Source organism: Streptococcus sp. 23.2 (assembly GCF_016648665.1).
In the GTDB taxonomy this organism is placed as follows: domain Bacteria; phylum Bacillota; class Bacilli; order Lactobacillales; family Streptococcaceae; genus Streptococcus; species Streptococcus salivarius_E.
On the sequence record NZ_JACLQJ010000001.1, the window covers coordinates 193,447 to 206,745 of the forward strand.

A 13,299-nucleotide genomic window follows, 5' to 3' on the forward strand; every position below is an offset into this window, starting at 1 on the left:
GAATTACTTCTCAGGCGTTTTTAGCTTATTCAACTGAACTTAGAGCTTCGAGCATATTAAGCTTGGCTAGGCGGTTATTAACAACGAAGCCAAGGATAATAAGAATGAAGCCGATAAGAACAGCTGGTAAAAGGTAGGTAGCCAAACCGATAGATGGATCAAACATGATACGATCTGGCGGAATGATGCTTACCATATATTGGTGGAGTGCTTGTCCAAGACCAAACCCTACGAAGATACCGATGATAGACAGGTAAATAGTTTCACGATAGATGTAGAGGGATACTTCATTATTGTAGAAACCAAGAACCTTAACGGTTGAAAGTTCGTGGATACGTTCTGAAACGTTGATGTTAGTTAGGTTATAGAGAACAACCACAGCAAGGAGAATGGAAACCGTTATCAAAATACCAATAACCTGTGTCAATGAATTGACCATAGTGCTAATTTGCAGTTTAAGGTTGTTGTTTTGAACAACACCGTAAACATTTGGCAAGTTGATGAATTTGGCTGCCATATTTTCAACATTTTGCTTAGTTGGTTCAGCGAGAGTAACAAGGTTGGCATTATTCACTGAAGGTGTCCCAAAAGCTTTTTGGTAGTAGCTAGCATTCATAAAGAGGAAATGCCCCATGTACATTTCAGTGATACCAGCTATCTTAATCTTGACAGATTCATCCTGACTGTTTTGCACAGTAATGGTATCTCCGACCTTGAGGTTTAGAAGTTTTGCCATTTTTTCAGAGATAATTGCTCCGTCATTAGATAGCTTGAGAGTCTTATTGCGGTCTCGGTCATGTAAGCTAACGTAACTGTCAATGAGTTTTTCGTCACGGTCGTTAAAGACAAGAGTTGAGATTTCTTGGGTGTCCTTATTGGTACCGGCAATTTTTTGCAAGGTTTCAAAATGGACATTCAAGTATTCTTTGACGTCTTTGCTATCGAGGAGTTTAGTGAGTTCCTCATCCAGAGCACTTGACGCATTTGGTTGCTTGGCAACAATCATATCATAGTGAATGATGTCTTCAAACTGTTGCTGGTTAAGGTTAGATACAGAAGATCGAATTCCTAAACCTGCGAAGAGCAGTGCAATAGAACCTGCGACACCAAAGAGGGTCATAAACATCCGTTGCTTATAGCGGAAAATATTACGCATGGTAACTTTTTCCGTAAAGCTGAGACGTTTCCAAAGCGGTGTGATGCGCTCTAGGACAATCTTAGCTCCTGCTCGAGGTGGTTTTGGAAGGAGGAGTTGGGAAGGCTTTTCCCAGAGCTCTTTTTTGGCAACCACAAAGGCAGGTAGCACAGCAGATAAGAGACCTAAAAGGAAGGCCACAAGGGTAAGTCCTAAGTAGAAGTGCAATTCAAAAGCAGGAAGCTGCAAATCGCTCTTATAAGTGTTGTGAATTAGAATCGGAAGTAGTGTATGACCGGTAATAACACCTGCGGTTGTACCAGTAATACTCGTTATCAAACCATAAATGACGAATTTATGGATAATTCGCGAATTACTGTAGCCTAGGGCGTTGAAAATACCAGCCTTACCACGCTCTTCTTCAACAAAGCGTCCCATGGTTACAAAGGTAACCAAAGCTGCCATAAAGTAGAGGGCGACAGGGAAGATGTTACTCACATCGTGAATGATGTTAATATTACTTTCATAAGCAACATATCCCTCAGAACCCGGAATCTCTCGACGAGAGTAGAATTGATAGCTAGGCGCTGGTAAATTATCGACCATTGCTTGACTTTCTTCGAGTTCTTTTTGCTTGGCTTCAATCTTGTTAGTAGCTTCTTTGACATTAGCAGCTTCAGCAGCGTTGCTTGTAGCCATTTGCTGGGTCTGTGCGAGGGCTGTTTCAAGTTCTTGTTTAGCTTGAGTAATTTGAGCTTGAGACTGAGACTTGATCTCAGTTAGGCGTTTCTCAGGTTCATCTTTAAAGAGTTTCTTGAGTTCAGCCTTTCGTTCAGAAATCTTATTTGCGTATTCTTCACTAAAAGGACTAACATTTTCCAAATCCTTGTAGCGGATGCGGGCAATCATGTAATCGTTAGAGGTGAAGTCCGTCTCTGGAACAATGGCGTAGCCATCTAGTTTCCCCGTACCAGCGCTGGCATTACCAAGACGGTTCCTAGAGAGAAGTTCAGAGGAATTAACAAAACCAGTAATGGTATATGTTTGTTCCTTTAACTGTTTTTGCCCTGAGCTATCTACTGGCTCAGAAAAGTTAATCTTATCTCCAACGCTATATTCTTCTTTATAAGTTGAGGAAAGAGCGATTTCCCCGTCCTTGGTAGGAAGTTTCCCCTCAATAAGGTCGTAAGTGGAGATTTTCTTAGGTTTAGAGAAGATACGAAATGCCGTATTCGTCCCCTTGACGACAGCATCTTTGAAATAACCATACTCGATGTCTACATTCTTCTTTTTTATTGTATTGAGAAGGTCCTGATCGGTTTGGTTGATACTGTAAGTACTGATTAAGCTCAAGTCAGCTGTTTGATGCGTCTTGAAGAAGTGTTCCCCAGTTTTCTTCATATTAGGAGAAGTTACTTTAAGACCAATCAAGGCAAAGGATCCCAGTGCCATAAGTAAGGCAATAGAGAGCATACGCCCTTTAGAAGCTACAAAGGTTCGCCAAACATCTTTCCAATAAGTTGTTTTTTTCATGACGTTGCTCCTTTCTAGTATTCCAAGTCCTCGATTTTTTGTGGATTAGGATTAAGTTCCACACTCTTAATCTTGGCATCGTGCATTCGAATGACACGATCGGCAATTGGAGCTAGAGAAGCATTATGGGTAACGATAATAACAGTTGTTCCCTGTTTGCGAGCCATTTCTTGAAGGAGGGTCAGGATTTGTTTCCCTGTTTGATAATCCAGAGCCCCTGTTGGTTCATCACAAAGAAGAATCTTTGGATTTTTGGCAACGGCGCGTGCAATAGCGACACGTTGTTGCTCCCCACCAGATAGTTGTGATGGGAAGTTGTCTAAGCGGTCTCCCAAACCGACTTCGACTAGTGTTTGAGTAGCATCTTTAGCGTTTGGAACGATTTCAGATGCTAGTTCGACGTTTTCCCTGGCCGTAAGGTTAGAAACTAAGTTGTAAAATTGGAACACAAAGCCAACGTCCTCACGACGATAGGTTGTAAGTTCTTTGGCTGTGTATTCAGAGATATGCTTACCATCAATAATGACGCGGCCTTCGTCATTGGTGTCCATACCACCCAAGATGTTAAGAACGGTTGATTTCCCAGCGCCAGAGGCACCAAGAATAACGACAAGCTCCCCTTTTTCGATATCAAAGCTTACGTCGTTGTTTGCGATAATTTCCAGATCACCGGTTTTATAGCGTTTATAGCTATGCTTCATTTGAATATAAGCCATGAATTTCCCTTTCATACGAAAATAATGATGCTGATAATTCCCTATCTTTCCGTACTCTATTGTAACGGATTTTCCTTGGAATATCTAGGTTTTGAGGCAAAAAAAGGGTTAAAAGTGGAGAGGTTCTTCTTACATGTGACAGAAATGTGGACGAAGCGCTTACATATGAGAATATACTATTTCAAATGAGCTTTGAGTAAGGTGAAGATTTGGTGAAATAGTTATAAAGTTAGGTTATTTTTAGTCTTTTACGGAGTGGATATACTATTTTTTTCAATTTCTATAATTATCGGAGAGTTTAGGTCGGTAAATACTTCATCATAGGGGTGCCAAAGGGGATTTAGTTTTCCGTCAAAGTTGATGATAGATAAAGAGTTTTTTCATAGTTTCTAGCAATGACGTATCCAGAATACGGACATTTTTTTTGAATTTGGAGGATACATTTTCTATATGGGGAAAGTTATTTATGGGGAAATAGAGGGCTTTTCGTAATGATTTTTTTTGTGTTAGTTATTTTTAAAGAAGTTGTAAACACCTTAAAAATATATATCTAAATGAGAGATATGCATCTTTAAGATTAGTTATTTATTATGAGGCATTCCATAAAGTTACCCTTAAATCCTTTTGTTGTGGCATTCTTTTGACTAATAGAGGAATTCTAGTTCCTAATCTTATTTTAGGATGTTTAGAATTCGACTTCCTGTCTCAAGAATTCTTTTTTATAGTTACATTTAAAGTGTTTTGACAAAATTTTCTTATCCGATAAAATTTTTTTGGAGATAAGTCAGCAAAAGTGCTTTCTGAAGAATCTGTCTAAAAAACAACTATTATTTCCCTAAGTACTACTTAAAGAAATTACCATTTGCATAGCGTAAAAAAGCTAATCTGATAATAGATTAGCACCAATTTTAAGACATGAAGTTGTCATTTGTTTAAAATGCTTAAAAATTAAAGAAACGCTTGAAATCAAGGGGATTGCATGCTAATATTGTTATCTGGGTGAAGGGGTGGTCAAACAGCTCAACCAACCTTTTGCCTCCTACAGCAGTAAATAGGACGCCTTGTTAGCCAGTTAGAGCTAACCAAATAAATAGTGAGGGATTTATGATTAAGAACAAAGATAATGGTTTTATCGGCAAAGCAATAATCAGCTTGATTGCTACTTTGGGGACTCTGGCTTTATTCATGGGTACCAGCGGGGCTTCGGCTGACGTCAAAGAAACTCCTAAACTTGATTTAGATGCCAATAAGACTATGGTTCAAACCGTTAGTGATGAGGACTTGAAGAATCATGATGGGCAAGCTCAGGATACGAAGAAGCAAGAAACACCTGGACAAAAACAGCCAGAAACTGAGGAATCTAAGACTACAGATGAGGAAACTCCTGACTACATCGTTATCACCGAGGTAGTGGATTCGTCGGAGCATAAGCAAGACTCTAATCAAGTGGTTGATGGAGTAGCTCAAACGCTTGACCCAGACTTGTTGAATGAGATTTTAGCTCAAACTAGCGAGGTTGGAGAATACCAGATTTATGTCAAGAATGATGATGAACTATTGATCTCAGGGCCTGTACCTTCCCAAACAGCGAATGAGGATGTGAATTACCCTACTTTAGAAGGTTCATTGGATTCAGCAAGTATTTACTTAGGTCAAAAGAATCGTTATAAATTGGCAAACGAAGAAGACGCACAGTCAGGTCTTGCCTTGGTTGAAGAATAAAATTTTTATATGACTAACACAAAAAGACTTGGACTTCTTGTCCAAGTCTTTTGTATGTTATGACTGAGTTGCTAGATGAGTATATAGAAAAAGGAACCGCGAGATTCCTTTTCATTTTTTAGAATGGCAATTTACCTGCAAAGGCACCCATTGATTTTTTAGTCGCTTCGTCAATTTGTTCAAGAGCATTGTTAAGTGCTTGAACAGTCATATCTTGGAGTGTTTCCACATCATCAGGATCTACGACAGCATCAGCGAAAGTGATGTTAACTACTTTTTTGTCACCAGTTAATTCAGCAACGACCAAGTCTTGGGCTGATTTTCCAGTGAAAGTTGTAGCAGCCAATTCAGCTTGACTTTTTTCCATTTGTTTCTGAAGCTTTTGAGCTTGCTTCATCATGTTTTGCATGTTCATCATAATATTTTCTAGATTCCTTTCATATCAAGGGTTTAGCCCCTGTTTCTTAAATTTTACTGCCCACTTCTGCCCAGAAATAAGTAGTATAAAAATCTTAACTATTATACCATGTTTAGCTTGATTAACAAAGTGAGGAGAAGTATTGGAGGAATTTGTTAAGACTTGATTTTTTCTTGTTCATAAAAATGTTAGATCAGTTACAAAGCCACGAATCCTTAAATTATGAGACTTGTTAAAAATAGTGTACAATGGTTTGTTGTTAATCCGATCAAGAAATTGTTTGGTCGTAGAAAAAGAAAGAGAAGATGACAATGCAAAAAAGAAATATTTTAGCGATTTTTATAGGACTATTTTTAGGGTTGGTTACAGTCATGGGAATGAGCCTATTTACCTTTATTAATTTAAAATTTAACTCTGTTTATTATGCTCAGCATATTCCTCATAAGGAAGGGACAGATCCGGATGTCATTATGCTGATGGAGAATATGGGTTGGGCCTATACACCGGAAATAGAAGGTATTAGCTATGATGATGATGGAATGTACGCTATAACTAGAGAAAAAGGAACGAAAACGTCTATATTAGGTCTTTCAGGTGATACTCTATATTTTAGTTCGGCATCGGGTGATGGCTATCTTTTAAATCATGATTTTTCTATCCAAACTGCTCTTGACAAACGTTATCATACTATTAAATATAATCAACGAAAAGTTCAAAAAGAAATTAGAGAGAGCGTTCAACCTGTGATTGATGTTCAACCAAAACCCTTCATCAATCTTCAATGGTTGTTTAATTTAATTTATCAAAGTAGGTTTAATTAAAGTTTGGTCGTAGAAGAGGAAGGAGAAGATGACAATGAAAATAAGCAATATTTTAGGGATTTTTGTAGGATTATTTATAGGGTTGGTTACAGTCTTAGGAATGAGCCTATTTATCTTTATTAATTTAAAATCTAACTCTGTTTATTATGCTCAGCATATCCCTCATAAGAAGGGGACAGAGCCGGATCTCGTTATGTTGATAGAGAATATGGACTGGATTTATACTCCTAAAATTGACAATATTAGATATGATGATGACGGAGCAAACGCTATTATAAATACTAAAAGTAAATCTTCTCTAACAAAATCCTTAGGATACTTTTTATATGATAAGGATAATATGACTATCGGTTTTGACAGTACGTTTAGATTTGATCACGTCAGTTATTTTTCAGAAGAAGCAAAAAGAATTCAAGTTAATGAATCGAAAATTAAACAAGAGATTAGGGAAGATTTTTCCCCAATTATGAAGGTTCAAACAAAACCCTTTATCAATCTTCAATGGTTGTTTAATTTAATTTATCAAAGTAGGTTTAATTAGAGAAAAAGAAAGAGAAGATGACAATGAAAAAAAGCAATATTTTAGGGATTTTTGTAGGACTATTTATAGGGCTGGTTACAATTTTAGGAATGAGCCTATTTAGTTTTTTTAATTTAAAATACCACTCTGTTTATTATGCTCAGCATATTCCTCATAAGGAGGGGACAGAGCCGGATATTGTTATGCTGATGGAGAATAATGGCTGGATTTATACACCGGAAATAGATGGTATTAGCTATGATGAGGACGGGACGTACGCTATAACTAGAGAAAAAGGAACAGAATCGTCTGTATTAGGTTTTTCAGATGGTACTCTAGTCTTTTACCCGGACTCAGGTGAAAGTTATATTTTTAATCGTAATTTTACTCTCCAACATGCTTTTGATGAACATTATCACAATATTAAGTATAATCAACGAAAAGTCCTAAAAGAAATTAGAGAGACCGTTCAACCTGTGATTGATGCTCAACCAAAACCCTTTATCAATCTTCAATGGTTGTTTAATTTAGTTTACCAAAGTAGATTTAATTAGAGAAAAGGATAGCATAGAAGTGTTTTGTAGAGACTTCTGCCTTTGCTATTTGAAAGTAGCTTAATTTGATAGAAAAAGGTGGGGATAGTGATTCGATATAGTAGGTCTATTTCCTTGCTATTCATGACGGCTAACCTTTGAAAACACCTCATTTTTATGCTACTATGAAAGTTATGAAAAAACAGTTACAAGGCTTGACGCAGGTGGAGGTCAAGCGGCGGATAGATGCCGGTAAAACAAATCATTTTAAAGCAAAAACTGGCTCCAGCAATTGGGAGATTTTTAGGCGTAATGTCTTCAACTCCTTTAATGTGCTCAATTTTGCAATCTTTATGGCCTTGATTGCTGTTCAGGCTTGGTCTAATCTTTTTTTCTTTGGGATTATTGTGCTTAATGCCTTTACGGGGATGATGACGGAGTTGCGTGCCCGTCGCATGATTGATAAGCTCAATCTCATGAATAAGGATCAGATTCGTGTGGTGCGTGATGGACAGCTTGTTTCTATTGATCCTAAGGATATTGTCTTGGATGATGTCATGCTCTTGTCTGCGGGTGAACAGGTTCCTAGTGATGCCGTGGTTGTTGATGGGATAGCCGAGCTTAACGAGGCCATGCTGACTGGTGAGAGTGATCACATTCTAAAGAAAGATGGGAAGGAGTTGCTCTCTGGTTCTTATCTTGTGAGCGGTCAGGTCTATGCTAAGGTCATTAACGTAGCCGAGGACAATTACGCCAACAAGCTCATGCTAGAGGCCAAGACTCATAAGCCAATCGTGTCCCGTATTCTTTATAATATGGACAAGATTGCTAAGTTTACGGGAAAGATTGTCATACCGTTTGGGCTTGCGCTCTTTTTTGAGGCTTACTTGATTAAACAGCTCTCCCTTCAAGAGTCGGTAGTTACCAGTTCGACAGCCCTTCTGGGAATGTTACCTAAGGGAATTGCCCTTTTGACTATTACATCTCTTTTGACGGCTGTCATTAAACTTGGGATGAAACATATCCTGGTGCAAGAGATGTACTCTGTTGAAACCTTGGCCCGTGTAGACGTGCTTTGTTTAGATAAGACAGGGACGATTACACAAGGAAAGATGACAGTTAAAGGTCTGGAACTACTGTCAGAGCGTTTTACGAAAGAGGAGTTGGAGCGTTTGCTTGCGGCTTATATGCAACATAGCAAGGATAAAAATGCAACAGCTCAGGCTATTCGAAATGCTTATGAGGGTCTGGAACATCATTATCAGGTAGGTGATGTTATTCCATTTTCAAGCGATCGTAAATGGGGTGCTGTGAGCGTTAATGGGCTTGGAACTCTCTTTTTGGGAGCACCTGAGATGCTTCTTAAGGAAAATCCCAAAGCAGTTGATCAGGCTCAGGCACGAGGGTCTCGTGTTTTGATTTTGGCTTGGAGTCAGTCAGGTGTTGATACAGAGACCATGATTTTGCCGAATGACGTCGAGGCTTTGACTTTACTTGAAATTGCCGATCCTATTCGTGAGGATGCTGCAGAAACTCTGGAATACCTGCGTTCAGAAGATGTGACGCTTAAGATTATTTCTGGTGACAATCCAGTGACGGTTTCTCATATTGCTCATCAAGCTGGTTTTGCCGACTATCAAAGCTATATTGACTGTTCTAAGGTCAGCGATGAGGAGTTGGAGGCTTTGGCTGAGGATACTGCGATTTTTGGTCGTGTATCTCCGCACCAGAAAAAGTTGTTAATCCAAACCCTTAATGCCAATGGGCATACGACAGCTATGACTGGTGATGGTGTCAATGATATCTTGGCACTGCGTGAAGCGGATTGTTCGATTGTTATGGCAGAGGGAGATCCTGCAACACGTCAGATTGCCAACTTGGTGCTTATGGATTCTGAGTTTAAGGACATTCCTGAAATTCTATTTGAGGGACGCCGTGTGGTTAATAATATTGCCCACATTGCACCGATTTTCCTCATTAAAACTGTTTATTCCTTCCTTTTGGGGCTTATCTGTATTGCCAGTATTGTTTTTGGTAAGGCAGAGTACCTCTTGGTCTTCCCTTTTATTCAAGTTCAGATGACTTTGGCAGGTCAATTTATCGAAGGTTTTCCACCGTTTATTTTAACCTTCGAACGTAATATTCGTCCTGTTGAGAAACATTTCCTCAGACGTTCGCTCCAGTTGTCTATTCCTAATGCCTTGATGTTGGTTATCAGTGTTCTTATTTTTCATCTGTCTCAGGTCTATCTTGGCATGAGCAATACGGATATGCTGACGCTGTCTTACTATATGATGGGATCAACGGGTGTCCTTGCCGTTATTCGTGCTTGTATTCCGTTGAATAAGGGGCGTGTGGCCTTGATTATCTACTCAGTCTTTGGCTTCTTGATTAGCTCTTACTATCTTCGAGATGTGATTGAGATTTCGACACTTAATAGCTATACCTTACCAATCTATCTGGTCGCAATGGCTATCTGTACACCACTTTTCTTCTGGATTAGCTATAAACAAGGTGCTTTCCAAAAAGCATAAAGCAAAACTCGAGCTTGGTAACAGGCTTGAGTTTTTTGATAGCTGAACAGTAGGAAAAGCCTTGATATGTATGAGGTGTGGTACAATAGAAGCATGAAAATAGTAGGTCACTTGACGCCAAAAGTCATTAAAACTTTTGATTTGGACTACAAGCCTGGTGAAGAAATCACGCTGTCTGCACAACGTAAGAAGCATATGGAAAAACATCGCCAGGAATTCAGTGATTTTGATGCCACCTATGAACGTATTCCAGAGATTATTGCTCATCCGGACTATATCGGTCGCCATCCTAATGGCCAGTCCTTGGAATACATCAAACGTATTGATGGTAATGCTTTGGTAGCGGTCAGATTATGTGATAAACTTAATGTCCGTACCATGTTTGTGATTAAAGATTCTAAGCTGAAAAACTATCTAAATGCTGGTAGAGCTAAGAAAATGTGATATAATATAATTAAGAAGTAACAACGAGGGCGGAAGAGGCAGCCGCCGCACCTTCGGGTCTGAAAGAGATGCAGGACTGTCACCCTGCCGTTGTTTATCAACCCAAGAAGTCCCTTTGGGGGCTTTTTTATTTTGTGTAGCTTAGGGACAAGACTATCTCACTTTCTGGATTAGGTATAGACGAATCTTATAGGAGGGGAATTGTCAAAATTAACAGAAAATTCTTGACATCTTTTTAAAAAGGAGTACAATAGTTAGTAAATCAGAAAGTAACTGGTCTTAGATTTTCAGGGAGCCTGCGGTGATTGTGAGTAGGTAATCGAGATGAGCGAACATTGGGCTGATTGGATGATAATGAGAAGGTAACACATATTCTTCTCGGTTGGCACCCCTTACCGTGCAACTCCTTGTTAGAGGAGATAGAGATGATGGTCGTTTTTTTGAGACCATTAACTGAGGTGGTACCGTGTTAAACTAGATTTAATGCCCTCACAGAGTTTTTCTCTGTGAGGTTTTTTGTTTACTTTTATCTTTAAAGGTCTATTTACCTTAAAGGAGTATTATTTCATTATTCAATGAAAGGTTGGGTATTATGGATGCATTAAACGATATTCGAAGTGATATTGATAATATTGACAGTCAGTTAATTCGACTCCTGGCCCAACGTCAAATACTTGTGGAAAAGGCAGGGCGGCTGAAGCCCAAAGGAGATAAGTCCGCAGTCCGGGCGAATAATCGTGTTGCCCAAGTGATAGCTAACCGTCGTAAGGAGGCACTAGAGCTTGGCCTGTCACCAGATGTGGCTGAAAGTGTTTGGCGAAGCATGATTCAAGCCTTTATTGCTTTGGAAGAGAAAGTGAATAAAGAACAATAACGGTGCCGATACATCCTATAAAGGAGTCTTGTATCAGTCTTATTACTCTCGATAAACCAGTTTGAAAGGAAATACTATGAGAAAAATTTTACCAGCCGATACCTTAACACCAATCTTGGCTTATATGCGTGTTCAGGGGGAACACAAGGTTATCCTTGAATCCATTCCTCGTGAGAAAGAAAATGCACGTTTTTCTATTGTTGCCTACAATCCGGTCTTTGAAGTAACCTTCAAGGATGGTGTGCTTTATGAAAATGGTAAGGCGATTGATCAGGATCCTTTCGAATACTTGGACCAAGTAACAGTCAAGGGCATAAAGTCTGACCTACCTTTCGCAGGTGGTGCTATCGGGTTTGCAGGCTATGATATGATTGGTCTCTATGAAAATATCGGGGACATTCCTGAAGATACGATTGGAACGCCTGATATGCATTTCTTCATCTATGAGTCTTATTTGATTTTTGACCACAAGAAGGAAAAGGTTTATGTGGTTGAGGATAATATCTACTCAGGTCGTGATAACGATGCGGTGCGTCAAGCTCTGGGGAAGGTGGTAACTAGCCTACAGACTCAGGCGCCAAATGAGTTTACACCTCAGGCCTTGCAAGCCTTGCAATTTTCAAATCATATCGAAAAAGAGGTCTTCATGGACATGGTGGCTAAGGCTAAGAAACTCATTCGTGAGGGAGATATGTTCCAATGTGTGCTTAGTCAACGCTTTTCAGCGGACTTTGAGGGAGATCCTTTGGATTACTACCGTAACTTGCGCGTGACCAACCCATCAAACTACCTTTATTTCTATGATTTTGGAGATTATCAGGTGATTGGTGCCAGCCCAGAAAGTTTGGTTTCAGTGAAAAATGGAGAGGTGGTAACCAATCCGATTGCTGGAACACGCCCTCGTGGTGCCAATGAGGCTGAAGACGCTGCTTTGGCAGATGAACTTTCACATGATATCAAAGAAACTGCGGAACACCGTATGTTGGTTGACTTGGGACGTAATGATATTGGTAAGATTGCTAAAAATGGTGCGGTCAAGGTGACTAAGTATATGGAGGTTGAGTATTTCCGCTATGTGATGCATCTTACCAGTGTGGTCAAAGGGCAACTCTTGCCTGAATTGACAGCCCTTGATGCTCTTAAATCAACCCTACCAGCTGGAACCGTGTCAGGAGCGCCTAAGATTCGTGCTATGCGTCGTATCTATGAGCTTGAACAGGAAAAACGTGGTATTTATGCGGGAGCTATTGGTTATCTGTCTGCGACAGGAGATATGGACTTTGCCATTGCTATCCGTACTATGATTCTCAAAAATCAAAAAGCCTATGTTCAGGCAGGTGCAGGTGTTGTCTATGACAGTGTTCCTGAAAATGAATTTTACGAAACGATTAACAAGGCGAAAGCTATGACAAGAATAGGAGATGTCCAATGATTTTATTAGTTGATAACTATGATTCTTTTACCTATAATTTGGCACAATACCTAGGGACATTTACAGAGGTAAAGGTCTTGCGTAACGATGATGAGACCCTCTATGAAGAGGCAGAAAAAGCTGACGGGCTAGTCTTTTCACCGGGTCCAGGTTGGCCAGCTGATGCGGGTAAAATGGAAGCCTTGATTAAGGATTTCGCTGGTAAAAAACCGATGATGGGAATTTGCTTGGGGCACCAGGCTATTGCGGAAACTTTTGGTGGTAAACTTGGCTTGGCTAAGAATGTCATGCATGGCAAACAAAGCAATATTACTTTTGAAACGCCATCGCCAATTTTCAAGGATATTGACAATGATGTCCCAATCATGCGTTACCATTCCATCGTTGTTAACCAAATGCCAGAGGGCTTTGATGTGACAGCTATCACAACTGATGATCAAGAAATCATGGCCATTCAACATAAGGAGCTACCAATTTACGGTTTGCAATATCACCCAGAGAGCATCGGAAGTCCAGATGGGCTCAAGATGGTTGAAAATTTTGTGAAAATCGTTGCAGGCTAGTTGGTCAGTCTTTTGACTAAATTGGTCTACGCTCAGAACATCTCCTCGTGCATC

General features: G+C 39.6%; 12 protein-coding genes. 9 read left to right on the forward strand and 3 right to left on the reverse strand.

Annotated elements, in window-relative coordinates:
- Positions 1–25: 25 nt before the first annotated feature.
- Both H7T98_RS00990 and H7T98_RS00995 read right to left on the reverse strand, forming a co-directional pair.
- A complete protein-coding gene (locus tag H7T98_RS00990; protein WP_195519950.1) occupies positions 26–2,668 on the reverse strand; it encodes an FtsX-like permease family protein in 2,643 nt (880 codons plus the stop codon).
- 14 nt (positions 2,669–2,682) lie between these two features.
- Entirely contained in the window at positions 2,683–3,384 is a 702-nt protein-coding gene (locus H7T98_RS00995) for an ABC transporter ATP-binding protein (RefSeq protein WP_060972587.1), read from the reverse strand.
- A gap of 1,104 nt (positions 3,385–4,488) precedes the next feature.
- Between H7T98_RS00995 and H7T98_RS01000 the strand changes: the two genes are divergently transcribed.
- A complete protein-coding gene (locus H7T98_RS01000; protein WP_201061035.1) occupies positions 4,489–5,106 on the forward strand; it encodes a hypothetical protein in 618 nt (205 codons plus the stop codon).
- Between the two features lie 118 nt (positions 5,107–5,224).
- Here the strand turns inward: H7T98_RS01000 and H7T98_RS01005 are convergent, their stop codons facing one another.
- Positions 5,225–5,524, reverse strand: a complete 300-nt coding sequence (locus tag H7T98_RS01005; RefSeq protein ID WP_021143723.1) for a YbaB/EbfC family nucleoid-associated protein — start codon at positions 5,522–5,524, stop codon at positions 5,225–5,227.
- 311 nt (positions 5,525–5,835) lie between these two features.
- Between H7T98_RS01005 and H7T98_RS01010 the strand changes: the two genes are divergently transcribed.
- The 8 genes from H7T98_RS01010 (at position 5,836) to H7T98_RS01045 (ending at position 13,245) form a co-directional block, all read left to right on the forward strand.
- Complete coding sequence (locus H7T98_RS01010) at positions 5,836–6,345, forward strand: hypothetical protein (protein WP_175057746.1); 510 nt, start codon at positions 5,836–5,838, stop codon at positions 6,343–6,345.
- Between the two features lie 34 nt (positions 6,346–6,379).
- Positions 6,380–6,886 (forward strand): hypothetical protein, encoded by a 507-nt coding sequence (locus H7T98_RS01015; protein WP_081371112.1) that lies wholly within the window; start codon positions 6,380–6,382, stop codon positions 6,884–6,886.
- Positions 6,887–6,909: 23 nt separating this feature from the next.
- The gene (locus tag H7T98_RS01020; protein WP_175057745.1) at positions 6,910–7,419 is read left to right on the forward strand and encodes a hypothetical protein; all 510 of its coding nucleotides are present in this window, start codon (positions 6,910–6,912) and stop codon (positions 7,417–7,419) included.
- 164 nt (positions 7,420–7,583) lie between these two features.
- The gene (locus H7T98_RS01025) at positions 7,584–9,932 is read left to right on the forward strand and encodes a cation-translocating P-type ATPase (RefSeq protein WP_175061463.1); all 2,349 of its coding nucleotides are present in this window, start codon (positions 7,584–7,586) and stop codon (positions 9,930–9,932) included.
- Between the two features lie 93 nt (positions 9,933–10,025).
- Complete coding sequence (locus tag H7T98_RS01030; protein WP_175057744.1) at positions 10,026–10,376, forward strand: PBECR2 nuclease fold domain-containing protein; 351 nt, start codon at positions 10,026–10,028, stop codon at positions 10,374–10,376.
- 592 nt (positions 10,377–10,968) lie between these two features.
- Positions 10,969–11,250, forward strand: a complete 282-nt coding sequence (locus H7T98_RS01035) for a chorismate mutase (protein ID WP_195519949.1) — start codon at positions 10,969–10,971, stop codon at positions 11,248–11,250.
- Positions 11,251–11,326: 76 nt separating this feature from the next.
- Positions 11,327–12,682, forward strand: coding sequence for an anthranilate synthase component I (gene trpE, locus H7T98_RS01040; RefSeq protein ID WP_195519948.1), 1,356 nt, complete (start codon positions 11,327–11,329; stop codon positions 12,680–12,682).
- Positions 12,679–13,245 carry an aminodeoxychorismate/anthranilate synthase component II gene (locus tag H7T98_RS01045; protein WP_201059345.1) on the forward strand — a complete coding sequence of 189 codons (567 nt, stop codon included), beginning with the start codon at positions 12,679–12,681 and terminating at the stop codon, positions 13,243–13,245. Before trpE ends, H7T98_RS01045 begins: the two co-directional genes overlap by 4 nt.
- The last annotated feature ends 54 nt before the right edge of the window (positions 13,246–13,299 follow it).